Source organism: Mariniflexile sp. (genome assembly GCF_052728615.1).
In genome coordinates, this window is sequence record NZ_JBFVFE010000013.1 from 40,999 (window position 1) to 67,020 (window position 26,022).

The following is a 26,022-nucleotide window of genomic DNA, read 5'->3' on the forward strand; positions in this document are numbered from 1 at the left end:
TTTTCTGTAAAAATGTTCACAACCCCAAATCCTTCAAAAAAGACCACATTTTTTCACTTAAAAGTTCATTTTCCTCTGTCGTAAATTTACCGTGTTTACCGTTTGGAATGGTTAAAAACTCTGTTTTAACATGAAATTCTTTTAATTTTTTATAAAGTTCTTCCGATTGCGAATAGGGAACCGTTGGGTCGGCATCACCATGCACAATAAATGTTGGCGGACTGGTTTCAGATACATAAAAAACTGGTGAAACCGACTTAATAAAATCCTTGTTATTATAATGGACACCCAACCAGTTTTTGGCTGATTTCCAATTTCCTAAAGGCACTAAATTGCTAACCCCATATTTATCTATAATAGCTGCAACTTTAATATTGCCATCAAAAGGGCAGTGGGAGTCAAAGCGTTTATCGTTGCCTAACAATCCAGCCATAAGTGCCAAATGTCCACCTGAAGAACCACCCATAATCACAATTTTTCTGGTGTCAATATTTAATTCTTTGTGGTGCTTATATAGATATATTAAAGCACATCTTACGTCCTCAATAGCCGCTGGTGCTGGTGCAACATCAACCAATCGATACTCAACATTTGCCACGGCATACCCATTTTTAAAGAAAGAACCAAAACCACTTTGCGATTCTTTTTCACCGTGGTTCCAACCACCACCATGAATATTTATAACAATGGGAGTAGGGGTTGTAGCTTTCGGATTAGTATATAAATCCATGCGCCCGTTCCAACCATTAACCTGTGTGTAGATGATATCAATTTGGCTCGTGTAGCCTTGAGGGAAACTTACCGGTTTGTAAGTTTGTTGTTGAGCAAAGGTATTGTAAAAAAAACTTATACTTAAAATGATTAAAAAAAGGAATTTTTTCATTTTTATAATAATTATGTTAAACTTTATTTTTATTCAAAACCCCTATCAATCCCCAAAAACTTACCAAAACCCAAGCACCTTCTAAAATCACGAAAGGAATATAGGAAATCAAAATCGATGCATAACATGCTAAACTTGCACCAATAATATTGAGGACAAAAAACAGGATCCCGTCTTTAGGAATTAATGCTTTTATGTTTAAAAAATAGGCAATTAGAATCAATCCAACCCCAATGGTTCCTATAATATCATTATACGCCATAGGTTATGGTTTAAATACTTTTTCTAAAAACGATTCAACACTTGCTTGGTTTGCTCTCAACAGTTCTGTTCTTGCATTTTGAATATCCTGTGGTTTTTTGTCTTGCGAAAGTTTAAATTTACCTTCCCAGGAATCAATGGTGATTTCAAACATCTCAATATAATCCAATGCACCGAGCATGCGTTGGTTATCGGGTTCTAAAACGTATTTATGGTCTGGAGCTTCAAGAAATTCCGTCATTTTAATGATAGATTCTTTTAAAGCCTCTTTACTTTCAATGGCCTTCACCGTGCCTTTTAAATGGACTTTAATATAATTCCAAGTGGGTAATTGGGTTGTGGTGTAAATACTTGGCGAGATATAACATTGGGGACCTGAAAAAATAAGAGTAATCGGGAGGTCTCCTTTTAATAATTCCGCTTGCGGATTATATTTATCTATATGACCAATTAATTTACCGGCTTCATTATAAATTAAGGGTAAATGTGTTATATAAGGTTCATCGTTTTTTACTGAAATTAAGGTGGCTAACGGATAGGTTTTTATTACCTCAATCATGTGGTTAATATCGTTGTCTTGATGTATTTTTGGTGGATAGTTCAAAAGTATATAATATTTATAATTGAATATAAAAATACAACATTAGTTACTATTTTTTTTCAAAAATATACCTCATAAAATTAATTTTGTAGGTATAAACACATTAAAATTTTTTTATATAAAAAAATATTATATCTTCGACAAACGGTAGAAAAAACCGACAAAACAAATCAAACCTACAGTTCAATAATTTTTTGTATGAAAGTTCAGCAAGTTTCGCTAATAGAATCTGACTGGCAGGACCAATTAACTTCAATTAATATAGAAGCAAATTTGTTTTTGCTTTTCGTGTCGCCCGAGTTCAAATTAAAGCAAGATGTTTTAAATGCATTAAAGAAAATCTACCCTAACACGATAATTATGGGTTGTTCAACAGCTGGTGAAATTTCAGGTATTACAGTGAAAGATGCTTCCATTTCCCTTACTGCGGTAAAATTTGATAAAGTAAAATTAAAAAAAGTTTCGGTTACAGTTAAGAATATGGATTGTAGCAAAGAGGCAGGAAAGCAAATTTCCGCTCAACTTCAAAATAAAAATTTAAAGCATATTCTTGTTTTAAGTGATGGATTAAATGTTAACGGTGCCGATTTAGTTGAAGGATTAAGGCATAATAACCCCCATGTGAGTATAACAGGAGGATTAGCCGCCGATGGATCTAATTTTAATGAAACTTTCATAATTAACGATGGTGAAATAGTTGATAAAACAATCGTTGCCTTGGGTTTAAATGGTGAAGATTTAAGAGTAGGCTTTAGCTCAAAAGGAGGTTGGGACAGTTTTGGAATAGAGCGACACGTTACTAAATCGGTTAAAAACGTTTTATACGAACTAGATGGTATGCCAGCTTTGGAAATTTACAAATCGTTTTTAGGTGAAGAGGCTCACGATTTGCCCAGTTCAGGATTATTATTTCCGTTAAGTTTAAGGGTTTATGAAAATTCAATGCCTGTTGTGCGAACCATTTTAGCAATAAGTGAAGCAGACCAAAGTTTAACTTTTGCCGGAAATATTCCCCAAGGAGCTTATGTTAGATTGATGAAAGCTAACATTGATAGGTTGATAAAAGGTGCCCAAGATTCCGCTATCGGAGCAAATAAAGAACTTAAGGACACTTCAGATTTAGCAATACTAATCAGCTGTGTGGGTAGGCGCTTAGTGCTAAAGCAAATGGTGGAAGAAGAAATTGAAGTTGTTAGGGAAGTTCTTGGAGATAAGCCCTGTATTACAGGTTTTTATTCTTACGGAGAAATTGCGCCTTTTGGCGAGTTTTCACCTTGTGAATTGCACAATCAAACCATGACTATCACAACACTTTCAGAATGTTAAATAATGATTTACATAGACTTTTAAGACGTCAGCTTAAAAAATCAGATTTGGATTTTTCGGAAAAACCACAGTATGCCGAGTTTTTAAATATGGTGAACGATGCCTATAAAAGTTTTGATAAAGATATTTTGCATGTTGAGAATATTTTAGAAGCCAGTTCCAATGAATTATTTAAAGCAAATCAAAAACTAATTCTTGAAAGAGACAGTACAAAAACCAAATTAGAGAACATTGTTAACAATGTTGGAGGCGTTATTTTTGAAACCGACCTACACGGTAATTTTACTTATTTGAATAAGGCTTGGACTGAATATTCAGGGTTGTCAATAAAACATACCATAGGTAAAAACTTTAAAGATTTTTTATTAGGTGAAAATATTGATGGCAATTTAAAATTTGAAAAGCTTTTTTATGGCAAAAAGAAGCACATAAAATTTATTTTCAAGTATTACAGAAATAACAAGCTAATGTGGTTTGAAGTTAAGTGCAAACTAGTTGTTAATCACAAAGCGGTCCCCACAGGATTTATTGGTACCATTATAGAGGTGACCAATTTAAAGAATATTGAGATTGAATTAAATAGGGCCAGCAAGTCTAAAGACGCTTTTTTCTCTACAATGTCTCATGAAATTAGAACTCCATTAAATGCAGTTACAGGATTAACAAATATTTTACTAATGGAAGATTATTTGCCAGAACAAGCAGAAAATCTAAAAGCATTGAAATATTCAGGAGAGCATTTACTGGGTTTAATTAACGATTTACTGGATTTTGATAAGATTAAATCTGGCAAGTTAAATTTGGTTGAAAAGGATTTTGGTTTAAATTATTTTTTAGAAAATATAAAATCACACTTTAGTTTAAGAGCAGAAAAAAAAGGATTGAAATTTTATTTGGTCAAAGAAAATGAATTGCCAAACAGTATTATTGGAGATGACTTAAAGCTAGCACAAATCATTAAAAACCTATTGAGTAACTCCTTAAAATTCACCGAAAAAGGAAGCGTCCAGTTAAGCATTAAAAATTTAGGGATTGATAAAAATAAAATAAAGCTCGAATTTAAAGTTGTTGATACAGGTATTGGCATATCAAAAGATAGGCAAGGTTCCATATTTGAGAGTTTTACACAAGCAGATTCAGATATATCCATTAAATATGGTGGAACAGGTTTGGGGCTTTCTATAAGTAAACAATTACTGGAAATTCAAAATAGCACATTAGTAGTTGAAAGCGAATTAGGAAAGGGTGCTACATTTTCATTCATCATAACTTATAAAGTTAGTAATAGGTTAAATGGTTTTGAACCCGATATGGTTAAAATACAACCTAGTTATGAGCCATTAAGCATAAATGTATTGGTTGCGGAAGATAACAAAATGAATATTTTAATATTAAAAAAGTTCTTTTCTAATTGGAAAGTAAATTATGAAATAGCCGAGAATGGCAAAGAACTTTTAGAGATTTATAAAAAATCGGATTTCGATTTAATTCTAATGGATTTACAAATGCCTGTGTTAAACGGTTATGAAGCTACCAAACGGATTCGAAAATTATCTAACCCAACAAAAGCAAATGTTCCAATTATTGCTTTAACAGCTTTTGCCCAAACTGATATTAGAAAAAAAACCGAGCGATATAAAATGAATGGTTTTATGGGAAAACCTTTTAACCCTATCCAGTTATACAATCTCCTAAAGTCCTATAGTAAAGACTTGATAAACAAACCCAAAGTTAATATTAACGCGCGATAAATTATCTTAGCCCATCTTCAATCAATATTAATCCAATTTTAAAAAAGACGTTCTTATGTTAAATTTGTTTTTAAAATTAAATAAATTCAGTAGGTTTAATCTATGCAAGAAAAGCCAGCCTCGTTTTCCATAAAAAATTGGAGTCAAGACGATCAACCACGAGAAAAACTACTTTATAAAGGCAAAGCTGCTTTAAGCGATGCCGAATTGGTTGCTATTTTAATTGGCTCGGGCAGCAGAAATGAAAGTGCTGTAGATTTGTGCAAGCGTATTTTAGCCAGTGCAGACAATAATTTGAATAAGTTGGGAAAACTATCCATTAAGCAACTTATGGAATTTAAAGGTATTGGCGCAGCAAAAGCCATTACTATTGCGGCTGCATTGGAATTGGGAAGACGGCGAAGGGGCGAGGAGGCATTGGAAAAAAAGAAAATCTCTTCCAGTAAATCGGTTTTTGAACTCATGCAACCCATTATTGGCGAGTTGCAACACGAGGAATTTTGGATAATTTATTTAAATAATTCCAATAAAGTCATTCAAAAAAGCCAATTGAGCAAAGGGGGCATTACAGGCACTTTGGTGGATGTGCGATTGGTGCTTAAAACCGCCTTGGAAGTTGGCGCCACCGGACTTATTTTGGCACACAACCATCCCTCGGGCACTTTAAAACCCAGTGAAGCCGATAAGCAAATAACCAATAAACTAAAAATAGCGGCACAAAGTTTGGATATAAAAGTGTTGGACCACTTGATTATAACAGAAAATGCATATTTTAGTTTTGCCGATGAAGCCGTATTATAAATTGATTGAAATACTATAAACTGCTACTAAAAACCGCAAACCCATTTTATGCTTTTAGTCTATACCCATAACATCACACCCCGATTAAAATACATTTTTAAGCACATTTGTATCAGGATTTTAGGTGTTGAGGTATCTTTTACAACTAAAATCGAGGAGTTTATTGCGCATGATGGCATCAAAATATCGTACACAAAGCAACAACTTGGAAATGAATTCTATATTAAAAGCCATGATATTTTATTTGAACAAGGATTGAATGATATCGATATTAATGTACAAAACTGGGGGCACACCAAATGCTTCTTTCATAACGGCGACAAAAGTGCCATCCCTTTTGATGTTTTTGCGGCATCCTTTTATTTGCTTTCCAGGTATGAGGAATATTTGCCACATGTAAAAGACCATTACGGTAGGTTTGTAGCCACCGAAAGTGTTGCTTACAAACATGGTTTTTTGCACCAACCCGTTGTAGATATTTGGGCCAATAAATTTAAAGAAGCTTTACAGTTACAATTCCCTGAACATACATTTTTACAAAGAAAGTATTCGGTAAAGCCCATTATTGACGTGCCCAGTCCGTATCACTATAAGTTAAAAGGCTTCATGAGAAGTTTTGGAGGCATCGTAAAAGACATTTTCCAATTTAAATTCAGGAATTTATATAATAGGTTTATGGTAATTTTTAGTTTAAAGCACGATCCCTACGACACTTTCAAATATATTATAAACAGACAAAAACAAAGTAAATATAAATTTCTGTTTTTCTTCTTACTCGGGGATTTTTCAACCTACGATAAAGGCATCAACCCCAATAAAAAAAAGTTTGTTTCCTTAATAAAACATGTTGCCGATTACTGCGAAGTCGGGTTGAAAACCTCTTTTTTTGCGATTGATGATTTTGCAATAATGAAAAAGGAAAAACTAAAAATGGAAGAGATAATCAATACCGATTTAAAGGCTTCGCGACAATCGTTTTCAAAATTAAATCTGCCCGAATCGTATAGAAACCTTATAGAATTGGAGATTTTAGAAGATTACACCATGGGGTATGTCAATCAAATAGGTTTTAGGGCAGGCACTTGTACGCCTTTTTTGTTTTACGATTTGGATTATGAAATACAAACACCATTAAAAATCCATTCGTACCATCTAATGGATTATGTTTTGTTAAAAATCCATTCGCTGTTGGATAAAAAGAAGGCTTTAAATGAGGTTATCAGTGAAGTGAAGCAGGTAAATGGCGAGTTTATCCCCATATTCCATAACTATACCTTTAGTGAAATTGAACGCTGGAAAGGCTTTAAAGAATTGTTTAATATTATTTTGGAATCTGGGAATGAAGATTAACGGGATAACAGACGTGTTTTTTGATTTGGATCATACGCTTTGGGACTTTGACAAAAATTCAGCGTTAACATTCAGCAAAATATTTAAAGAGCATAACATTCACGTTCCTGTTGAAGTTTTTTTATCGCATTATAGAGAAATAAATTTCGAGTATTGGAAATTGTACCGAGATGCAAAAATTGATAAGGAAAAGTTGCGTTTTGGTCGATTGAGAGATACATTTTTTGCATCTAAATGGCATATTGAGGATGATACCATCAAAACATTATCAACAGATTATATTACCTATCTTACCGATAATAATTTTTTGTTCAAAAATGCAGTTGAAATTCTTGAATATCTAAACCCAAAATATAATCTCCATATTTTATCGAACGGATTTGAAGAAGTGCAATCCAAAAAACTGTTAAAATCCAACATCCATCACTATTTTAAAACAATCACCAATGGCGAAGATATAGGCGTTAAAAAACCACACCCAGAAATTTTTCATCATGCCATTAAAAAAGCGAATACCAGTACCAATAAAAGTATCATGATAGGCGATGGTTATGAAGCCGACATATTGGGCGCCCTGAATGTAGGGATGCAGGTTATTTACTTTGATACCAATAATATGGACATAGACACCCATGTGAACCAAATAACCGAATTAATAGAACTAAAAGAATATTTGTAATTTAAACTATATTTTAGCGTTTTACAAGCAGTGATAAAACAACTTTTTAAATATACATTTATAACAATCATAATAAATAGTTTCTGTTTATCTTGTACAGAACCTGTTGGTTTCGATCAAATTAACGATTTCGAGATTTCTCCGGCCATTGTATCAAGTCTTGTTTTTTTGGACGAACCAGCACCTAGATTTTTAGACAACGGAAACGAATTAACTACCATACAGGATTTCGTCCAAGTTCAATTTTTTAATAATGGTTTTATAGTTGAAAATCTTGTTAAAGCAGAATTTGTGTTCGAAACTACCAATTCCATAAATAGGGGATTCCAGATTCGAGTTGATTTTTTAGATGATTCCAATCAAACCCAGCACACGTTTACATTTTCCATACCACCGTCGGCAAATACCACAAACGTCGCTTCTAATCACACCGAATTGTTTGAAGGCGATTCACTTGAAGCTTTAAAAAGTACAACAACAATCGTCTTTACTTTGAATATGCTTCCCGGTTTGCCCATTAATAACGATAGCAAAGGTCGGATAATCCTAAAATCTAAATCTATATTTTATTTCAATATAGCTAAATCCATACCATGAGAAATTTAACTATGGTATTGGTTTTAATCACTTGGTTTTCGTTTGGGCAAAACAAACAAATACTTTATGGGTTTTCAGAAATACCCCAGGCATTACTGCTCAATCCGGGAGGTCAAATTAAAAATTCGGGTTTTATTGGCGTTCCGTTGCTTTCCCAGATCCACGCCAATGCCGGAACATCAGGTATAACGGTTTATGATGTATTTGCCGATAACGGCATCGATTTTAACGTGAAACTCCGTAAAGCCATTTATAATTCAAAAGCCAGAGATTTTGCAACCATTAACGAACAAATTGACATATTTTCGGGCGGTTTTGCCTTTGGGAGTTTGTTCGAGAAAAACGAATATTTAAGTTTTGGCCTTTATCAGGAGTTCGATTTTATTGGCTATTTCCCTAAAGATTACGCTGTTTTGGCATTAGAAGGAAACCAGAATAATATCAATAGGGTGTTCGATGCAAGCCATTTAAGTGTAAGTGCCGAGGTAATTTCGGTATTTCACGTGGGCTATAACAAAAAAGTGAACGAGCAATTCACCTATGGTGTTAGGGGCAAAATATATTCAAATATTGTAAATGTAAATTCCACAAAAAATAAAGGAAGCTTTGTTACGGTACAGGGCAACAACAATATTTATAACCATATTTTTAATTTGGATTTGGAATTGAGAAGTTCTGGTTTATCGAGTTTGAGAAATAGCAATTCAGATGCCATTGTTAAAGACATTAAAAAGCGCATGTTATTGGGCGGCGATTTGGGTTTGGGTTTCGATGTTGGATTCACTTATCAAATAGATAAGCAATGGTATGTGGATGCCAGTTTGTTGGATGTAGGCTTTATTAGCCATAAGAAAGATATTGAAAACTATTCCGTAAAAGGAACTTATGAATTTGAAGGGATCAATCCTTTTTTTTCAGAATTGGAAACAGGACAGACCGCCGATGGCTATTGGAGTAAGATTGAGGGTGAATTCAGCGATATTTTTGATGCGGATACCACGTACAATAAATTCACCACTTGGCGGCCCGTAAAGTTAAATGCTTCCTTAAATTATGCCTTCGGGAAAAAAAAAGAGAAGACATGCAACTGTATCAAAGAGAAAAAGGAATTTCAGAATGCTGTTGGCACACAATTATATGCCATCAACAGACCTAAGCAACCCCAAGCAGCCTTAACATTATATTATTACAGACGGTTGTTTAAAGGATTGTCCGCCAAAACAACCTATACCATAGATGCTTATTCATTTAGTAACATTGGTTTTGGGGTATCGGCAAATTTAGGGCCCCTCAATTTTTATATCATGGCAGATAATTTTTTGCAATATAAAAACATATATGATGCGCAAAGTGTATCTTTACAATTAGGTTTTAACTATATATTAAAGAAAAATGAAGACTAAAATTTCAGCACTACTTATTGCCTGTTTTATAACCATAAGTGTTTTTGCCCAAACCAATTTAAACAATTATAAATATGTGATTGTGCCAAATAGATATGATTTTTTAAAGGAAAAAGACCAATACCGGTTGAATTCCCTAACGCAGTTTTTATTCAATAAGTACGGTTTCCAGGCATTGATGGAAGGCGAAAAATATCCTGATGATTTAGTTAAGAACAGGTGTTTGGCCCTTAAATCGGATTTAGTTAAGGATTCAGGCATGTTCAAAACAAAATTGGCCATAGAACTTAAAGATTGCAACGATCAAATTGTTTACACTTCTGAAATGGGTGAAAGCAGAGAAAAAGAGTATGATAAAGCATATAATGAAGCCGTTAGGAATGCTTTTGAATCTATTGAAGCTTTAAATTACAAGTACGTGCCAAGTGCAGCAATAACCTCTGTTGCATCTCAAGAAGTAGTGCCCAATAATGAAGTTGCAAAAGAAATACAGCAACTGAAAGAAGAAATTGAATCTCTTAAAAAAGAAAAGGAAACAGTTGTTCAAATAGCAGAACCACAAGTTGTAGTGGTTGAAAAGGTGCCAGAAAAGCCAGTTCCAGCAAAAGTGCCCACCCAAGAAGTTGCCGTTAAAGAAGTTAAAACCATACCTAAAACCCAAAAAGTGGACGCTTCAGGGGTATTGTATGCCCAAGCCATAGACAATGGGTTTCAGTTGGTTGACAGTACGCCAAAAGTGGTTTATCGAATTAAAAAAACAGGAATGGCCGATGTGTTTTTAGTTGAAAGTAAAAATGCGACTCTGTACAAAAAAGGCGATGCTTGGATTTTGGAGTACTATGAAAACGATGTTTTAAAGCAAGACGTTTTGAATATTAAGTTTTAATATTTTTATCTAACATCTAACATCTAACATCTAACATCTAACATCTAATACCCATATTTGTCTTTCCAACGTTGTTTTAAGAAATCTCGATGGGCGTTTTCGCGGGCGTTATTTCCAGGGTCGTACAATTTCGTGTTTTTTACTTGTTCGGGCATAAACTCCTGATTGGCAAAATTATTCTCGTAGTTGTGGGCATATTGGTAGTTTTCGCCATAACCGAGCTCTTTCATGAGTTTGGTTGGCGCATTCCTGATTTCTAAGGGCACTGATAAATCGCCCGTTTTTTGCACCAATTGTTGCGCTTTGCCAATAGCCATGTAAGCAGCATTGCTTTTGGGCGAACAGGCTAAATAAGTAGCGCATTGGCTCAATAAAATTCTGGACTCGGGATACCCAATGGCAGAAACCGCCTGAAACGTATTGTTGGCAATAACCAGTGCGGTGGGATTGGCGTTCCCAATGTCCTCGCTGGATAAAATAAGCAATCTGCGGGCTATAAACTTGACGTCCTCACCACCTTCAATCATACGTGCTAACCAATACACCGCAGCGTTGGGGTCGCTACCGCGAATCGATTTTATAAACGCCGAAATAATATCGTAATGTTGCTCACCTGTTTTATCGTAACGAACTGTATTGTTCTGGATTTTTTGCAATACACTTTCATCCGTAATCACAATAGCATCTGTGTTTTCAGAAGTCACGATCAGTTCAAAAATATTCAACAGTTTTCTGGCATCACCGCCCGAAAGTCTTAAAAGGGCGTTGGTTTCCTTTAGCTTGATTTTTTTTTTGGATAAATAGGCGTCTTTTTCAATAGCGCGCTTTAAAAGCGTTTCTAAATCGTTTTTATCAAAAGCATTTAAAACATAAACCTGACAGCGCGATAAAAGTGCTGGAATCACCTCAAAACTTGGGTTTTCGGTAGTTGCCCCAATTAAGGTAATCCATCCTTTTTCAACAGCCTGCAATAGCGAATCTTGTTGCGATTTACTAAATCTATGAATCTCATCAATAAACAAAATAGGGTTTTTAGTAGTAAACAAGCTGCCACTTTGTTTTGCTTTCTCAATCACATCCCGAATATCTTTTACCCCGGAATTTATGGCACTAAGCGCATAAAATGGTCTGCCGGATTCAGAAGCTATTATGTTTGCCAATGTGGTTTTACCGGTTCCCGGTGGCCCCCAAAACACCATCGACGGAATCAAACCCTGTTTTAAATGCTGTGTTAAAACGCCATTTTTTCCAACCAAATGCGTTTGGCTCACATAGTCTTCCAAGGTTTTTGGGCGCAATCGTTCTGCTAAAGGTTCGTTCATAGTGTAAAATTAATTAATTCCTGTGAAAAGAGGAAGGTATTAACAATTTTTGAATTCAGAATTCAGAATTTTGGAAACTTTGAACTTCAAAACAACAACGTACTTTGATAGCTATTTGAACTGTGACTGAATACTGCGACTGAGACTGAAAACTGAACACTGCCATTTTAGCACAATCACAAAAGTTGGTTAACTATTTGCTATCTTTAATTCTATGAACAACCAAGACCATTTTAAATTTTCAACAGGCGTAGTAGCATACCCCATTTTTTTTGTGCTGACTATTTGGTTGGTGTTTTGGTTTGAGGTACGTTTTGGCTATAACTTTAGCAAGTATGGTATTTACCCAAAAACGCTATCAGGGTTGAAAGGTGTGGTATTCAGCCCGTTTATTCATGGTAGTATTCAGCATTTATATCATAACACCATTCCGTTGTTTGTATTGTCCATGGCATTGTTTTATTTCTATAGGAATATTGCTTGGAAAGTTTTAATATTTGGAATAATGGTTTCGGGTTTTTTAACCTGGTCTATGGGCAGACCATCCTATCATATTGGTGCCAGCGGATTAATTTACGTATTGGTGAGTTTTATTTTTTTTAAAGGTGTTTTCGCAAAACATTACCGTCTCATTGCGCTTTCATTATTAGTGGTTTTTCTTTACGGAAGTATGATTTGGTATGCATTGCCATTGGAAGAAGGCGTTTCGTGGGAAGGGCATTTATCAGGATTAATAACAGGATTATTGTTTGCTTTAATATTTAGGAAAGCCATAGCAAAACCAAAAAAATATGTATGGGAACAAAAAGATTTTAACGCAGCTGATGACCCCTTTTTAAAACACTTTGATGAAAACGGTAACTTTATTGAAAGTCTACAAGACGAAGGAGATGAGTTGCCTTCTGTCAATTATATTCATAAGAAGCACTTGGAAGATGGGAATTAGTTCGACAGTTTCAAGTTTGATGTTTTTGCCTCTCGAAGGGTTTTTTTTCACTCGCAAAGTCGCAAAGTTTTAAATTCGTCAATCGTCAATCGTCAATCCAAAATCGTCAATCGTCAATCGTCAATCGTTACTCGCTAATCAAATTTTTTTATTCTCTCGCAAAGGCGCAAAGTCGCAAGTTTTAAATTCGTCAATCGTTAATCGTAAATCGTCAATCGTTAATCGTCAATCGTCAATCCAAAATCGTCAATCGTCAATCGTTACTCGTCAATCCAAAATCGTCAATCCAAAATCGTCAATCGTCAATCGTCAATCCAAAATCGTCAATCGTCAATCATCAATCGTCAATCGTTAATCGTTAATCGTAAATCGTTAATTCTAAATCGTCAATCGTCAATCGTCAATCGTTACTTGCTAATCAAATTTTTTTATTCTCTCGCAAAGGCGCAAAGTCGCAAGTTTTAAATTCGTCAATCGTCAATCGTTAATCGTAAATCGTCAATCGTAAATCGTCAATCGTCAATCGTCAATCGTCAATCCAAAATCGTCAATCCAAAATCGTCAATCCAAAATCGTCAATCCAAAATCGTTACTCGTTAATCTCTCGTCTTTGTCTCACCACTTCATATAAAAAAGCACCACAAGCCACTGATACATTTAAAGATTCAATCTCGCCCAGTAAGGGTAGTTTTGCTTTGGCATCAACAACTTTTAAAATGGAAGGGTTAATACCTCTATCTTCCGAACCCATTATGATAGCACAAGGTTCGGTAAAAGAAACATCATATACTGTGTCATCTGTTTTTTCAGTTGCAGCTATCACTTTAATGCCCGAAGATTGCATATAAAAAACGGCATCTTTAATATGGTCTACCTTACAAATGGGAATTTTAAAAACCGCACCGGCACTTGTTTTAATAGTATCGCCATTTACGGGCGCACCGCCTTTTTTTTGAATGATGATGCCGTTAACACCTGTACATTCCGCAGTACGTATGATGGCACCAAAATTACGGACATCACTCAATTGGTCCAACAATAAAAATAAGGGTGTTTTGCCAGACCCCATAACGTTCATTACAAGTGTTTCCAAATCGTGGAATTCAATAGGAGAAATTTGCGCAACTACCCCTTGGTGGTTTTTATTGGTAAGCCGGTTTAATTTTTCAACCGGCACATACGATTTGTTAATCGAGTTTCTATTGAGTAGCGATTCCAATTCACTGAACAATTCCCCTTTTAGGCCTTTTTGCAAAAAAACCTTATCAATAGTTTCGTTTGCATTAATAGCTTCCATAACGGCACGTATGCCAAAAATTTGTGTTTGGTTTTCCATGAGGGTAAAGGTATGAAATGAATTTCAGGAGATAATAAATGTGGAATTTTATTTAATGTAAGCATACAAGATTAAAATCAAAAGAGGCTGTCTTAACTATTAAGACAGCCTCTTTAAAATTATAAATAAATAAACATTAATTCATATCCCACCAAACTGGTGTTGTAATATCACTAACAATAGTGGCATTGGCATTATACAATCTTTCAGATGAGGCACTTGGGAATCTCAAAGGGATTACAGTAATATTGTTCACTGCATTTGGGTTTACTTGTAAATTAGGAAATCCAGTTCTTCTGAAATCATTATAGGGCTCCATCGAAGAAAATAAAGCTATGTATTTATGTAGCATAATATTTTCTAAGGTTATCATCGGGTCTGCTGTTTGAGCAGCAACAAAAGCTGTTTTTTCTGCTAGTGTAATACTTGGTATTTCGGCGTCATCTTCTACAAAATAGCCCTTTAAAACCTCCATTTTGTCAATTGAAGCTTCTAAAGCCGCTTTAAGGGCCGCTTTAGCCTCTACATTCATATTTTTCCTTTTATATATTTCTGCTTCAATAAATTTAGACTCAACAAATGTAACTAAACCAATTGGTACCGTAGTACTAGAAATAGCAGGTCCTACTTTAGAGGTTGTTATTGTATTTATATCACCCACCGCATTTCCAGAATATCCCATATTGGCATCTAATGTGGCAAAAAAGCGTAATCTAGGATCATTCATATTTTTCATTGCATTAACGAAAAACCCACCCAATTTAATATAATTAGCTCTATTGTCCTCAAAATCTTTCCATTGGTTCTTACTGTTACCACCTCCAGAATTTGGAAAAACGGCATTCATATCATTTGCGTTACCAGTTAAGTTTGCACTATTCAAGAAACTTAATGCTTGGTCATAACCAGCTGGATTACGTAATGATACACGTAGTGCGTATCTTGCTTTTAAAACATAAGCCGCAGAAATCCATTTGTCGGTATTACCGCCAAAAATTAAATCGTCACTTCCAGGTAATATTTTGTTATTTGCACTAGCTCCTTTTGAGAGTAGCGCGATACCTTCATCTAAAAGGGTTTGAATACCTGCAATAACAGTTTCTTGAGTATCATAGCTTGGGTTACTGATTCCAGAACTAATAAGTCTTCCTGCTTCAGAAAAAGGAACGTCTCCCCATAAATCTGTAGCAACCCCAAAATTAAATGCTAATAAAATTTTGGCAATACCGTTATGGAAGTCATAACCTTCAGGAAAATCTGTAGTTATAACAATACCAGTACCTACTGTATTTGTATAAGTAGAACCCCATTCGTTTTCAATGGTCTGTTCAGTTACATTATAATTGGAATATTCACCAAATTGGCCTTCACTGGTCCCAGCAATATGTTGGGAAAACAGGGATGCTATTCTGGTATGGTTTCCGGTATAAACTGAAAACGTGCCCACTTGCATGGATGTAAGTAAAAGGTCTGGACTTACTGCTTCTGGGTCGTTTGGATTTATGGAGTATTTATCTAAATCACTTGAACATGAAGCCAATACAGTCATAAGTAATAATACTGCGCTATATTTTTTTAATATTTTTTTCATTTTCATTTTTTTAAAAAGTTAAACTAACGGTAAATCTGTAAGATTTTGACCCTGGATTATTAAAATAATCAAAACCACCTATATTCGATCCGGCACCTGTTAAACTAGTTTCTGGATCTACACCTTTATAATTAGTGTCTAACCATAAATTTCTAGCACTTAACGAAATCATAAGTCCTGTTATCCCTAATTGTTCAGTAACAGATTTATCAAAATTATAAGATAAAGAAACATCTCTTAACCTTACCCAATTAACATCTTCTACAAATTGTTCGGCAGCTGCGCCACCATCGCCTGCAAATTGGCTAAAATAAGAATTAGGACTTATTGCAATATCATTTGCAGTTCCATCAGCTTTAACACCAGGGATTATATAGGTGCCTTCTCTATTTTCAGCCGATTCTTGGGTCATACCAAATCTATTTAGCCTAGCATAAGTGCCATTATAAACGTCGCCTCCTTTTCTTATATCAAAGAAAGCAGATAAGCTAAAGTTGTTGTAGTTAAAAGTATTTCTAATACCGGCTGTCCATTCAGGGTTAGGGTCTCCTACACCACCCTGTATAGGTTCTACACTAGGAAGACCATTTGTTCCTATTAACAATTGTCCAGAATCATTTCTTTCCCATTTTGTTCCATAAAACACACCTACTGGTTGCCCTACAATGGCATAACTACCTATGGAAGTAAAAGCAGACTCAATACTTACTTCATTGACACCATCAGCCAAAGCTAAAGTTTTAGTTTTGTATTGTGAATAGTTTAAATTAAGGTTCCAAGTAAAATCACTACTTTTAATAATATCTCCTGATATTTGGAATTCAATACCCTTATTTTCCAATTCACCAGAGTTGTCGTAAGAAGCAGCGAATCCAGATGAGTTGGCAATTGGTCTGCTAATCAATATGTCCTCGGTTCTCTCTTTGTAGTAGGTAAAATCAAAATCAATTCTATTGAACATTTTTAATGCAAGGCCAAATTCTGTACCTATTTTTCTTTCAGGTTTCAAATTGGCACTTCCAAGAGTAGAAGAATATTGAAATCCATTTTGGGTCCCGTAAGGAAAACTTAATCCATTCGTAAATCCATCCGTTATGCTTGGAGACGTAAAGAAAGTTTTATTGTTATAAGGGATAGGGGTAATGCCTACTTCCGCATAAGATGCTCTTAATTTACCAAAATTCAACCAAGAGCTATCCAAACCTAAAGTCTCGGTAAATACCCATGATGCTGCGACAGAAGGGTAAAAGAACGTTCTGTTGTTTTCTCCAAATGTTGAACTACTTTCATTTCTTCCCGTAGCAGTAATATATAATTGCTTTGCAAAATCATATTTTACTTCAAAAAACAAGGCGGTACTAAATTCGTCTTGTTCGTAATTTGAAGCATATCTATTAGAAGTATTATTTAAATTATAATAGTCCTGAGATACAGCAAAACCTTCACCTCTTGCAAATACATTAGAAGAATTTTTATAAAAGATATTATACCCTGCTAAATATGAAATGACATTGTTATCATTAATATCAAATTCACCAGAAACAATAGCGTCTGCATAAAAATCTTTCTTTATTAAATCATTGTAATCAACTTCTCCAGATCCGTCACCTGAATTATTTTGAAAACTTGATACTGAAAATATTTGTCTTCTTTCATCGCTGTAGGCATCAATACCTGCTTTGTATGTAAAATTGAAATATTTAGAAAAATTTAGGCTTACAGAAGCATTTCCAAGCACTCTATTTACTTCAGAGTTAAACGGATTTCTGTAAACAGTAAAGAAAGGATTATCGTAAAAATCATTATATGAATTGTTAGTACCATCTGGGTTTTGGTAATTTCTGTTATCAAAATTAGGTGATGTTCTTAAAAGCCCTAGCATAACCCCTGCCACGTTGCTACCATTTTGGGCCGCTATATTTTTGGAATTTATGTAAGCCAGGGTGCCTTGATAGCTAAATACATCACTTACTTGGTTAGATCCAGAAATTCTGGCAGAAATTCTTTTGAATTCGGTATTAGGAATCATTCCTCCTTGGTCGGTGCGCTCAACAGAAAATCTAAAAGTAGATTTTTCCCCACCACCTGTAGCAGATGCTGTTGTTGTATTTGTTAAGCCGGTTTTGAAAAAATTACCTACATTATCAAAAACTTCAAAATTACCATTTGCTATTTTTGGACCCCAAGAAGTTGAAGAGTTAGGATTAAAATTCCCTCCGGAACCTTGGGCGTATGAAGATTGCAAAGCAGGTAATTGGCTTACCTCATTGAATTCAACCGTTTGGGATAATTTTACTCCAAGACCGGTTCCTTTTTTCCCTTTTTTTGTAGTGTATATGATAACCCCATTACCAGCTCTACTACCATATAGTGCAGCAGCAGAAGCACCTTTCAGGATTGTCACTGATTCTACGTCATCGGGGTTAATGTCAATTGCTCTGTTAGAGTTATTAACTCCTTGCAAATTTGCGTTGAAAGGGTAATCTCTTCCAGCAGATTGATCGGTGTCATTGTTGATCGGTATACCGTCAACAACAATAAGTGGCTGGGTTTCTCCACTAAAAGTGGATGCACCTCTTATCACTATTTTAGATGAAGCACCTGGTGTTCCAGAAGATCCAATTACGGATAATCCTGCCACCTTTCCTGCTAGCGCCTGAATTGGGTTTACCTCTGGTACTCTTTCAAATTCTTCTTGCCCGATTTCCGAAACGGCATACCCTAAAGCTTTTTTCTCTCTGGTAATACCTAATGCTGTAACTACAACTTCTTCAAGAGCGGTAGCATCTTCCAATAATTGTTGGTTTATTGTGTTGGATGATCCAACCCGAACTTCTTTGGTGGTATATCCCACAAAACTAAACACAAGAGCAGCCCCTGTATTTGCTTTAATCGAATATTTACCATCAAAATCTGTTGAAGTACCTGAAGAAGTACCTTTTACTAAGACTGTTGCCCCAGGAAGCGGTAAACCAGATGCATCTGTTACTGTTCCTGAAATAGTCCTTTCTTGTGCGAACGTTAGTTGCACGACAAACGCTAACAATAGCGTTAGAATTCCACTAAACTTTGTTTTCATTTTATAATTATTTGAATTAGTCAATGCCAAAAATCATAATAAAAAGTTAATAAAACAATAAATAATGGTTAAAATTTATCGTTTAAGGTTAAATTTTAAGAAATTGATTATTAAATACTAGAAATTTGCCGTTAAACTGAGGTGTATTTTAGAATTTGACAGTTTAAATTGGGTATTCTCAGTTTTGCCGTTGGCGTAATTGAATTTTAATAAGCCCGATTTGGTCAAAATACCAAATCCGAACCCAAAACCATAAAGCTTTTCTTTAATATTAGAAATTTTATTTTCAAAATATGCAACATCGGTAATGGAATGAATATACATGGCGTTGTTTAACTGGTATCGGTACTCGGTATTGATTAACCCAAAAAGCGAGGCATAAATGCTGTTCTCTTCAAACCCTCTTATGGAATTGATGCCCCCAAAGCGCAACAATTCGTTTTCAAAATACGTTTTTGAATTTAAAGTGGCACTATTTACCCTAAAATAAACACTGTTCTTTAAGTTTAAATTGAAGATTTTAAAACCGTCCATACTCAATAAGGATTGTTTTTCCGGTTGTTCCAGTTGGATTCTTTTTCCAAAATCACTTTCAAAATACAGCGTGGTGTTTACTGGAAACAGCGGATTGTTTATTTGGGATTTTATATATTGGTACGCCAAGGAGTAATAAGTGGTCTTGTAATCCAATATGGATAACGTGGTGCTTTCATTGAGCAAATTGTTTGATTGCGTTGAAAGAATGCCCGTATAAATTTTGTGTTGAGGATTTATTTGGTAGTGTAATTTGGCCGATTGGTTAACCGTTGTAAACGATGAATCCCGTTTAAAAATCCGTAATTGTAAATCCATACCAATGGGAGATTTAAACAAGTATGGCAATGTTAAGTTGGTTTCAAATGTTTTTTGGTCGTTTTCATCGCTTTTGTACAACAATTTGAATGATTCGCCATAATTTAGGTTATTCGTGAGGTTTAAATTTATAAAGCCATTAAATTCCAATTTATTGGTGTCCTCATTGGTGCCAAACCCTAAAAAACCATCAAACGCATTGCTTTTAACTTTTTTGAGATATAGATATAAGCTTGTGGAATCTTTTGAAAACAACACTTCGGGCGGTTTCGCTTCACTGGCAAATTTCAGATTGTTTAATTGTTGCGTTTTGTTTTTTATAACGTTCAAATTGAAAGTCTGTTTTGGCTTGATTTTTAAATAGTATTTTAAATAGGAGCGGGGAAATTTGTCGTACCCTTTAATGATGATGTTATTTACGATCCTTTTTTGTTCGTTCGATTCTAAAACTAAGTTTGCCGATACATTTGAAGCCTCCTTAATTTCTATGTTTGATAACCGCAATTTTGAGAAGGGAAGTCCTTTTTCCGAAATTTTGGAATTGATATAATTCAAGGCATTTTCAACCTTGCTGAATTCCAATATAAAATAAGCATCTGAGATTTTTTTTGAAACTGAAGCCAAAACTTTAGAATCAACAACCGATTTGTCATAATATATATACAGGGTGCTGTACTTTTTTTTCAGAAAGAATTTCGCTGAAAAAACAGAATCGTTAATCCTGTTGATATGTGTCAGTTCATTTTCAATATAACCCATTTTGTAAAGTCTGTTTTGAAGGGAATCCACTTCACTTGTAATGGATGCGTAATTTCCGTGCTGCTTTCTATAGTTTAAAGAGTCTAAAACACGGTTTTCAGCATCATTTTCTCCTTTGATTCTGAGGTGCAGGTTTTGCCCCATTATTTCGGAAGAAAAAAGCAGATATATAATAAGGAGTAAGAAAGGTGTTTTTTGCACGTAATAATATAAAATTCCAAATTCCAAAAATCTTTTTTGTTAGCGACTGGTTTCTGAACGCTGATTGGTGGGTTTAAGTAAACAAAAAAATCTAGATTCTAGATTTTAGACTAAAAAAAAAGAAACTTCACTTATCATATAAACAGTCTAGTCCCTATCGTCTATTTAGTTAGCTAATCCCTTTTCCTTTTAAATAAGTTTCAGGTGTTAAAACCGCTAACTTACTCTTTGAAAAGTCTTTTATGTTTCTAGTTAATATGATTTTTATTTTCCCATATTCTATTGCAGAGAAATTTTGCAAAGCATCTTCAAAATCCTTAAATTCAGAATTTAACGCACTTAAAACAACATCTTTATCCATTCTGATAATATCAATAATACTGAGAAGTTGTTTTATTTTTTCAACAATAATTTCATGCTTAGCCGTTTTTCTAAGCAAATAATATACATTGGAAATTATTACAGGAGTTGTAAATCCATTTAATTTTTTTTGTTCACAGAGATTTAGGATTTCTGAGGAAAACGCTGCAAATGGTTTTCTATCAAAGAAAAAATCCATTATTACATCCGTGTCTATTAGAATATGATCCATTTATAAATATTTTTCTTCTAAACGGTTTCTGAGTTCTTTTTTATAATCCATATTTTTAGGCATCTTAAAGGAGCCTTTTAAAGATTCAGTAATGGGGCTAAGTTTTTCCCCTGGATTTTTTATCTCTTCCTTAGTAAGGATTTTTAAATAAGTCTCAATGATATCAGATAAACTACGGTTTTTACTTTTCGCATAGTTTTTAGCTCTTTCAATTATTTCTCTTTCTATGGTTAAAGTCAATTTTGTGTTCATGATAATAAACTTTTGAATTGTTATTTACAAAGATAAAAAACACACTTTAATTATGCGTGTTTTTATTTTTATATTTGCACGTGTCATTTTCCGCTTTTAGCTTAGATCTATAAGATACTTGATTTCTAGAGCCTAGATTTTAGAAAAAAAATGTTAATTTTCAAGTTTTATAATAACAGTCTAGTCTCTAGCATCTATAAGTCTAGCATCTGTTTTTCCTTGTAAATCTAACGGAAAAAGAACACATATAATATGGTACATAAAATAAATTTGAAATTCTGTTAAAAATTAATGAAGTAGGATTTGAATTTTACATTTTAATTTCTACCTTTGCAGCCCTCTTAAAAGAGGATTTTAAAATTTATATAGAATATATATGCCAACAATTTCACAATTAGTACGAATAGGAAGAACCAAAATAATCAAGAAGAGTAAATCGGTTGCTTTAGATTCGTGTCCACAACGTCGTGGGGTTTGTACGCGTGTTTACACTACAACACCAAAAAAACCTAACTCAGCAATGCGTAAAGTTGCAAGGGTAAGGTTAACAAATGGTAACGAGGTAAATGCATACATCCCAGGTGAAGGTCACAATCTACAAGAGCACTCGATAGTATTGGTTAGAGGTGGAAGAGTAAAAGATTTACCGGGAGTTAGGTATCATATCGTTCGTGGCGCATTGGACACCGCAGGTGTTGCAGGTAGAACACAACGTAGATCGAAGTACGGCGCTAAACGTCCAAAACCAGGACAAGCACCAGCAGCGGCACCAGCAAAAGGTAAGAAAAAGTAAAACAAAGTTAGAGGTTAAAAGTTAAAAGTTGGGAACAACCAATAACCAATAACCAATAACCAACAACTCAAAAGAAGACATGAGAAAAAGAGCAGCAAAAAAGAGACCGCTTTTACCAGATCCACGTTTTAACGACCAGTTAGTAACCCGGTTCGTTAACATGATGATGTGGGATGGAAAGAAGTCTGTGGCCTTTAAAGTATTTTATGATGCGATTGACATTGTAGAAACAAAAAAAACAACCGAAGAAAAAACAGCTTTAGAAACTTGGAAAGATGCTTTATCTAACGTGATGCCCCACGTAGAAGTACGTAGTCGTCGTGTTGGTGGTGCAACATTCCAAATTCCAATGCAAATACGTCCAGACCGTAAAGTATCTACTGCAATGAAATGGCTAATTAGCTATTCCCGTAAAAGAAACGAAAAATCTATGGCACAACGTTTAGCTTCCGAAATTTTAGCAGCAGCTAAAGAAGAAGGAGCAGCCGTTAAGAAACGAGTAGATACCCACAAAATGGCAGAAGCTAACAAAGCATTCTCTCACTTTAGATTTTAATAGGAAATGGCAAGAGATTTAAGATATACAAGAAATATAGGTATTGCTGCTCACATTGATGCTGGTAAAACAACAACAACAGAGCGGATACTTTATTACACAGGAGTTTCCCATAAAATAGGGGAGGTACATGATGGTGCCGCCACTATGGACTGGATGGAGCAAGAGCAAGAGCGTGGTATTACTATTACATCGGCAGCTACAACTTGTGAGTGGATTTTCCCAAGAGTAAATGGAGAGCCAACGGACGATTCAATAGAATATCATTTTAATATTATTGATACCCCTGGTCACGTTGATTTTACTGTTGAAGTAAACCGTTCATTACGTGTATTGGATGGTTTGGTATTCTTGTTTAGTGCAGTTGATGGTGTGGAGCCACAATCTGAGACTAACTGGAGATTGGCTGATAACTACAAAGTGCCACGTATTGGTTTCGTAAATAAAATGGACCGCCAAGGCGCCAATTTTATGGAAGTGTGCCAACAAGTAAAAGACATGTTGAAATCCAACGCGGTGCCAATCGTTTTGAACATTGGTGACGAAATCGATTTTAAGGGAATTGTCGATTTAGTGAAAAACAGAGCGATTGTATGGCATGATGAAACCCAAGGGGCAACCTTTGATGTTATCGACATACCGGAAGAGCTTAAAGCTGAGGCAAAAATGCTTCGTGGTAAACTTATTGAAGAAGTTGCTGCGTATGATGAAAACTTGCTTGAGAAATATATGGAAGATGAAGATTCCATTACTGAAGACGAAGTGCACGCTGCACTTAGAGCTGCGGTAATGGATATGTCCATCATCCCCATGATTTGTGGTTCTTCATTCAAAAATAAAGGGGTTCAGTTCTTATTGGATGCTGTATGCCGTTATTTGCCTTCTCCAATGGATAAGGAAGGAATTATTGGAACACATCCTGATACGGGGGCTGAAATATTGCGTAAACCATCTGTAAATGAACCGTTTGCTGCATTGGCATTTAAAATTGCTACCGATCCTTATGTGGGTCGTTTGGCATTCTTCCGTGCCTATTCAGGTCGTTTAGACGCCGGTTCTTATGTATTGAACAACCGTTCAGGAAATAAAGAACGTATTTCTAGAATCTATCAAATGCATGCTAACAAGCAAAATGCTATCGATTTTATCGAAGCAGGAGATATTGGAGCAGCTGTAGGATTCAAATCCATCAAAACAGGAGATACTTTATCAGATGAAAAACATCCAATAGTTTTAGAAAGCATGAACTTCCCCGATCCCGTAATCGGTATTGCGGTAGAGCCTAAAACGAAGGCGGATGTTGATAAATTAGGTATGTCCTTGGCGAAGTTAGCTGAGGAAGATCCAACCTTTACAGTGAGAACGGATGAAGCTTCAGGACAGACCATTATTTCTGGAATGGGTGAGCTTCACTTAGATATTATTGTGGATCGTTTACGTCGCGAATTTAAAGTGGAAGTAAACCAAGGTGCACCACAAGTAGAATATAAAGAATCTATTACGCGTAAAGCGGAGCATAGAGAAGTTTATAAAAAACAATCTGGTGGTCGTGGAAAATTTGCGGATATCGTATTTACATTGGAGCCAGCCGAAGAAGGTAAAATTGGATTGGAGTTTGTTTCTGCAATTAAAGGTGGTAACGTTCCTAAGGAATTTATCCCTTCCATTGAAAAAGGATTTAAACAAGCCATGCAAAACGGCCCATTGGCAGGATACGAAGTGGATGCCATGAAAGTAACCTTAAATGATGGTTCGTACCATGATGTGGATTCGGATGCATTATCTTTTGAATTGGCTGCTAAGTTAGGTTTTAAAGCCGCTGCAAGAGCAGCTAAAGCCGTCATTATGGAACCTATCATGAAATTGGAGGTTATTACTCCAGAAGAAAATATGGGTGATATTGTAGGTGATTTGAATAGACGTCGCGGACAAGTAAATGATATGGGCGATCGTGCAGGAGCAAAAACTGTAAAAGCAACGGTGCCATTATCTGAAATGTTTGGTTATGTAACTACATTAAGAACATTATCATCTGGTCGTGCAACATCAACTATGGAATTTTCACATTATGCCGAAACACCTTCAAACATATCTGAAGCAGTTATTAAAGCAGCTAAAGGCGAACAATCGTAAAATTTAAGAACATGAGTCAAAAAATAAGAATAAAATTAAAGTCTTACGATCACAATTTAGTAGATAAATCTGCTGATAAGATTGTTAAAACAGTAAAAAGCACCGGTGCGGTGGTAACAGGGCCCATTCCATTACCAACAAACAAGAAAATATTTACAGTGTTGCGTTCGCCACACGTAAATAAAAAAGCCAGGGAACAATTTCAATTAAGCTCTTACAAGCGTTTATTGGACATTTATTCTTCGTCTTCAAAAACCATTGATGCGTTGATGAAACTTGAATTGCCAAGTGGTGTTGAAGTAGAGATTAAGGTTTAGTAATAACCTGCGAAGGCAGGCATCTCTAGGTCCGGCGTCAATGTCCATTGATTAAGGGATCCCCGCATTCGCGAGGATAAACATGTCCTTGAGCAAGGTTAAGGAAAAATGGTAAAAACACATTCAGGGTTGAACGTATTTCGGCCCTGAATTTTTTTGGATAGGAATGTTGAATGGGATTTCAACAAAATAGTAATAATTTAAGATTTCTTTTAATAAATTTTAAAAAGCGAAATAATGTGAAAATTATTTCGCTTTTTTTTTGATAATTAATACCGTGTTGGTCACGATGCCTTATTTAGAAGAGCTTTTCAAAATAAATGCAAATCAGTTTGTCATAAAAAGTTTGACCATTTTGATTTTTAAATTTAATGATATGAAGAGAAAGACCTCACTTTTTTAGGTTTACTATCATAATTTTCAAAAGTAATATCCTAAAATCCCAACACAATAAAACGGCTTTTAAATTTTAGTTCCATTCGCCTTTTCTACTTGTTTCAGAATCTGTCAGCCCCGATATCTATCGGGATTAAAAACCTGAAGAGGTCTCAATCTCAGTAACATTACTATCCTTTTAATGAAAGCCAGACTATTTTTTTGTCATGTACTAGAAAATCCTTCTTTACAAAACCAGGCATTTTTTTGAAATTGATGCAATCTCTAAAAAGTTTATAGAAGCCTACAAATAACTTTAAGGCTTTGGTGTTTAGGAATAAAAATCTTTCTATTTTTGCTTTTTAGTGCTCTAATAATAA

23 protein-coding genes and 1 pseudogene are annotated in these 26,022 nt (G+C 34.9%); 13 read left to right on the forward strand and 11 right to left on the reverse strand.

Going from position 1 to position 26,022, the window contains the following annotated elements; translation table 11 throughout:
* Positions 1–16: 16 nt before the first annotated feature.
* Genes ACU1LP_RS07275 through ACU1LP_RS07285 form a run of 3 tightly spaced genes read right to left on the reverse strand, consistent with a single transcriptional unit; the run spans position 17 to position 1,748 of the window.
* The gene (locus tag ACU1LP_RS07275) at positions 17–883 is read right to left on the reverse strand and encodes an alpha/beta hydrolase fold domain-containing protein (RefSeq protein ID WP_445733398.1); all 867 of its coding nucleotides are present in this window, start codon (positions 881–883) and stop codon (positions 17–19) included.
* Positions 884–899: 16 nt separating this feature from the next.
* On the reverse strand, positions 900–1,145 hold the full coding sequence (locus ACU1LP_RS07280) for a CBU_0592 family membrane protein (RefSeq protein WP_445733399.1): 246 nt from the start codon (positions 1,143–1,145) through the stop codon (positions 900–902).
* 3 nt (positions 1,146–1,148) lie between these two features.
* A complete protein-coding gene (locus ACU1LP_RS07285; RefSeq protein ID WP_445733400.1) occupies positions 1,149–1,748 on the reverse strand; it encodes an FMN-binding negative transcriptional regulator in 600 nt (199 codons plus the stop codon).
* Positions 1,749–1,943: 195 nt separating this feature from the next.
* Here ACU1LP_RS07285 and ACU1LP_RS07290 point away from each other — a divergent pair, with 195 nt between their 5' ends.
* The 8 genes from ACU1LP_RS07290 to ACU1LP_RS07325 all read left to right on the forward strand — a co-directional run bounded on the left by ACU1LP_RS07290 (position 1,944) and on the right by ACU1LP_RS07325 (position 10,538).
* On the forward strand, positions 1,944–3,071 hold the full coding sequence (locus ACU1LP_RS07290; protein ID WP_445733401.1) for an FIST signal transduction protein: 1,128 nt from the start codon (positions 1,944–1,946) through the stop codon (positions 3,069–3,071).
* The gene (locus ACU1LP_RS07295) at positions 3,065–4,822 is read left to right on the forward strand and encodes a response regulator (protein ID WP_445735946.1); all 1,758 of its coding nucleotides are present in this window, start codon (positions 3,065–3,067) and stop codon (positions 4,820–4,822) included. Before ACU1LP_RS07290 ends, ACU1LP_RS07295 begins: the two co-directional genes overlap by 7 nt.
* Positions 4,823–4,924: 102 nt before the next feature.
* The gene (gene radC, locus ACU1LP_RS07300; protein ID WP_445732510.1) at positions 4,925–5,623 is read left to right on the forward strand and encodes a RadC family protein; all 699 of its coding nucleotides are present in this window, start codon (positions 4,925–4,927) and stop codon (positions 5,621–5,623) included.
* Positions 5,624–5,671: 48 nt separating this feature from the next.
* Positions 5,672–6,973, forward strand: coding sequence for a polysaccharide deacetylase family protein (locus ACU1LP_RS07305; RefSeq protein WP_445732511.1), 1,302 nt, complete (start codon positions 5,672–5,674; stop codon positions 6,971–6,973).
* Complete coding sequence (locus ACU1LP_RS07310; RefSeq protein WP_445734440.1) at positions 6,963–7,652, forward strand: YjjG family noncanonical pyrimidine nucleotidase; 690 nt, start codon at positions 6,963–6,965, stop codon at positions 7,650–7,652. Before ACU1LP_RS07305 ends, ACU1LP_RS07310 begins: the two co-directional genes overlap by 11 nt.
* 30 nt (positions 7,653–7,682) lie before the next feature.
* Positions 7,683–8,249 (forward strand): hypothetical protein, encoded by a 567-nt coding sequence (locus ACU1LP_RS07315; protein ID WP_445734441.1) that lies wholly within the window; start codon positions 7,683–7,685, stop codon positions 8,247–8,249.
* A complete protein-coding gene (locus tag ACU1LP_RS07320; protein WP_445734442.1) occupies positions 8,246–9,652 on the forward strand; it encodes a DUF5723 family protein in 1,407 nt (468 codons plus the stop codon). Before ACU1LP_RS07315 ends, ACU1LP_RS07320 begins: the two co-directional genes overlap by 4 nt.
* The gene (locus ACU1LP_RS07325) at positions 9,642–10,538 is read left to right on the forward strand and encodes a hypothetical protein (RefSeq protein ID WP_445734443.1); all 897 of its coding nucleotides are present in this window, start codon (positions 9,642–9,644) and stop codon (positions 10,536–10,538) included. The genes ACU1LP_RS07320 and ACU1LP_RS07325 overlap by 11 nt, the downstream gene beginning before the upstream one ends.
* 44 nt (positions 10,539–10,582) lie before the next feature.
* Here ACU1LP_RS07325 and ACU1LP_RS07330 read toward each other — a convergent pair whose 3' ends face one another.
* Positions 10,583–11,860: a replication-associated recombination protein A gene (locus ACU1LP_RS07330; RefSeq protein ID WP_445735947.1), complete on the reverse strand. Its 1,278-nt coding sequence runs from the start codon at positions 11,858–11,860 to the stop codon at positions 10,583–10,585.
* A 214-nt stretch (positions 11,861–12,074) separates the two neighbouring features.
* Between ACU1LP_RS07330 and ACU1LP_RS07335 the strand changes: the two genes are divergently transcribed.
* Positions 12,075–12,806 carry a rhomboid family intramembrane serine protease gene (locus tag ACU1LP_RS07335; RefSeq protein WP_445735948.1) on the forward strand — a complete coding sequence of 244 codons (732 nt, stop codon included), beginning with the start codon at positions 12,075–12,077 and terminating at the stop codon, positions 12,804–12,806.
* 589 nt (positions 12,807–13,395) lie between these two features.
* Here the strand turns inward: ACU1LP_RS07335 and rlmB are convergent.
* The 6 genes from rlmB to ACU1LP_RS07365 form a co-directional block, all read right to left on the reverse strand.
* Positions 13,396–14,142: a 23S rRNA (guanosine(2251)-2'-O)-methyltransferase RlmB gene (gene rlmB, locus ACU1LP_RS07340; protein WP_445733972.1), complete on the reverse strand. Its 747-nt coding sequence runs from the start codon at positions 14,140–14,142 to the stop codon at positions 13,396–13,398.
* Positions 14,143–14,278: 136 nt separating this feature from the next.
* A complete protein-coding gene (locus ACU1LP_RS07345) occupies positions 14,279–15,733 on the reverse strand; it encodes a SusD/RagB family nutrient-binding outer membrane lipoprotein (protein ID WP_445733973.1) in 1,455 nt (484 codons plus the stop codon).
* A gap of 10 nt (positions 15,734–15,743) precedes the next feature.
* Complete coding sequence (locus ACU1LP_RS07350; RefSeq protein WP_445733974.1) at positions 15,744–18,812, reverse strand: SusC/RagA family TonB-linked outer membrane protein; 3,069 nt, start codon at positions 18,810–18,812, stop codon at positions 15,744–15,746.
* Between the two features lie 117 nt (positions 18,813–18,929).
* Complete coding sequence (locus tag ACU1LP_RS07355; RefSeq protein WP_445735949.1) at positions 18,930–20,567, reverse strand: POTRA domain-containing protein; 1,638 nt, start codon at positions 20,565–20,567, stop codon at positions 18,930–18,932.
* A gap of 226 nt (positions 20,568–20,793) precedes the next feature.
* Positions 20,794–21,216, reverse strand: coding sequence for a type II toxin-antitoxin system VapC family toxin (locus tag ACU1LP_RS07360; protein WP_445735950.1), 423 nt, complete (start codon positions 21,214–21,216; stop codon positions 20,794–20,796).
* The gene (locus tag ACU1LP_RS07365) at positions 21,217–21,468 is read right to left on the reverse strand and encodes a DUF6364 family protein (RefSeq protein WP_445735951.1); all 252 of its coding nucleotides are present in this window, start codon (positions 21,466–21,468) and stop codon (positions 21,217–21,219) included.
* Between the two features lie 376 nt (positions 21,469–21,844).
* Between ACU1LP_RS07365 and rpsL the strand changes: the two genes are divergently transcribed.
* The 4 genes from rpsL to rpsJ all read left to right on the forward strand — a co-directional run bounded on the left by rpsL (position 21,845) and on the right by rpsJ (position 25,267).
* The gene (gene rpsL / locus ACU1LP_RS07370; RefSeq protein ID WP_445735952.1) at positions 21,845–22,261 is read left to right on the forward strand and encodes a 30S ribosomal protein S12; all 417 of its coding nucleotides are present in this window, start codon (positions 21,845–21,847) and stop codon (positions 22,259–22,261) included.
* Positions 22,262–22,340: 79 nt separating this feature from the next.
* Positions 22,341–22,817, forward strand: a complete 477-nt coding sequence (gene rpsG, locus ACU1LP_RS07375; protein WP_445735953.1) for a 30S ribosomal protein S7 — start codon at positions 22,341–22,343, stop codon at positions 22,815–22,817.
* Between the two features lie 6 nt (positions 22,818–22,823).
* Entirely contained in the window at positions 22,824–24,950 is a 2,127-nt protein-coding gene (gene fusA, locus ACU1LP_RS07380) for an elongation factor G (RefSeq protein WP_445735954.1), read from the forward strand.
* An 11-nt stretch (positions 24,951–24,961) separates the two neighbouring features.
* Positions 24,962–25,267: a 30S ribosomal protein S10 gene (rpsJ, locus tag ACU1LP_RS07385; protein ID WP_111309258.1), complete on the forward strand. Its 306-nt coding sequence runs from the start codon at positions 24,962–24,964 to the stop codon at positions 25,265–25,267.
* Positions 25,268–25,577: 310 nt separating this feature from the next.
* On the opposite strand, the pseudogene ACU1LP_RS07390 reads toward rpsJ, so the two are convergent.
* Positions 25,578–25,766, reverse strand: a pseudogene (locus tag ACU1LP_RS07390) (Rpn family recombination-promoting nuclease/putative transposase); the annotation flags it as partial.
* Between the last annotated feature and the right edge of the window lie 256 nt (positions 25,767–26,022).

Coding starts and splice junctions, on each gene's coding strand:
- ACU1LP_RS07275 (WP_445733398.1), bottom strand. CDS start 883: ATGAAAAAATTCCTTTTTTTAATCATTTTAAGTATAAGTTTTTTTTAC.
- ACU1LP_RS07280 (WP_445733399.1), bottom strand. CDS start 1,145: ATGGCGTATAATGATATTATAGGAACCATTGGGGTTGGATTGATTCTA.
- ACU1LP_RS07290 (WP_445733401.1), top strand. CDS start 1,944: ATGAAAGTTCAGCAAGTTTCGCTAATAGAATCTGACTGGCAGGACCAA.
- ACU1LP_RS07295 (WP_445735946.1), top strand. CDS start 3,065: ATGTTAAATAATGATTTACATAGACTTTTAAGACGTCAGCTTAAAAAA.
- radC (WP_445732510.1), top strand. CDS start 4,925: ATGCAAGAAAAGCCAGCCTCGTTTTCCATAAAAAATTGGAGTCAAGAC.
- ACU1LP_RS07305 (WP_445732511.1), top strand. CDS start 5,672: ATGCTTTTAGTCTATACCCATAACATCACACCCCGATTAAAATACATT.
- ACU1LP_RS07310 (WP_445734440.1), top strand. CDS start 6,963: ATGAAGATTAACGGGATAACAGACGTGTTTTTTGATTTGGATCATACG.
- ACU1LP_RS07320 (WP_445734442.1), top strand. CDS start 8,246: ATGAGAAATTTAACTATGGTATTGGTTTTAATCACTTGGTTTTCGTTT.
- ACU1LP_RS07325 (WP_445734443.1), top strand. CDS start 9,642: ATGAAGACTAAAATTTCAGCACTACTTATTGCCTGTTTTATAACCATA.
- ACU1LP_RS07330 (WP_445735947.1), bottom strand. CDS start 11,860: ATGAACGAACCTTTAGCAGAACGATTGCGCCCAAAAACCTTGGAAGAC.
- ACU1LP_RS07335 (WP_445735948.1), top strand. CDS start 12,075: ATGAACAACCAAGACCATTTTAAATTTTCAACAGGCGTAGTAGCATAC.
- rlmB (WP_445733972.1), bottom strand. CDS start 14,142: ATGGAAAACCAAACACAAATTTTTGGCATACGTGCCGTTATGGAAGCT.
- ACU1LP_RS07345 (WP_445733973.1), bottom strand. CDS start 15,733: ATGAAAAAAATATTAAAAAAATATAGCGCAGTATTATTACTTATGACT.
- ACU1LP_RS07350 (WP_445733974.1), bottom strand. CDS start 18,812: ATGAAAACAAAGTTTAGTGGAATTCTAACGCTATTGTTAGCGTTTGTC.
- ACU1LP_RS07355 (WP_445735949.1), bottom strand. CDS start 20,567: ATGGGGCAAAACCTGCACCTCAGAATCAAAGGAGAAAATGATGCTGAA.
- ACU1LP_RS07360 (WP_445735950.1), bottom strand. CDS start 21,216: ATGGATCATATTCTAATAGACACGGATGTAATAATGGATTTTTTCTTT.
- ACU1LP_RS07365 (WP_445735951.1), bottom strand. CDS start 21,468: ATGAACACAAAATTGACTTTAACCATAGAAAGAGAAATAATTGAAAGA.
- rpsL (WP_445735952.1), top strand. CDS start 21,845: ATGCCAACAATTTCACAATTAGTACGAATAGGAAGAACCAAAATAATC.
- rpsG (WP_445735953.1), top strand. CDS start 22,341: ATGAGAAAAAGAGCAGCAAAAAAGAGACCGCTTTTACCAGATCCACGT.
- fusA (WP_445735954.1), top strand. CDS start 22,824: ATGGCAAGAGATTTAAGATATACAAGAAATATAGGTATTGCTGCTCAC.
- rpsJ (WP_111309258.1), top strand. CDS start 24,962: ATGAGTCAAAAAATAAGAATAAAATTAAAGTCTTACGATCACAATTTA.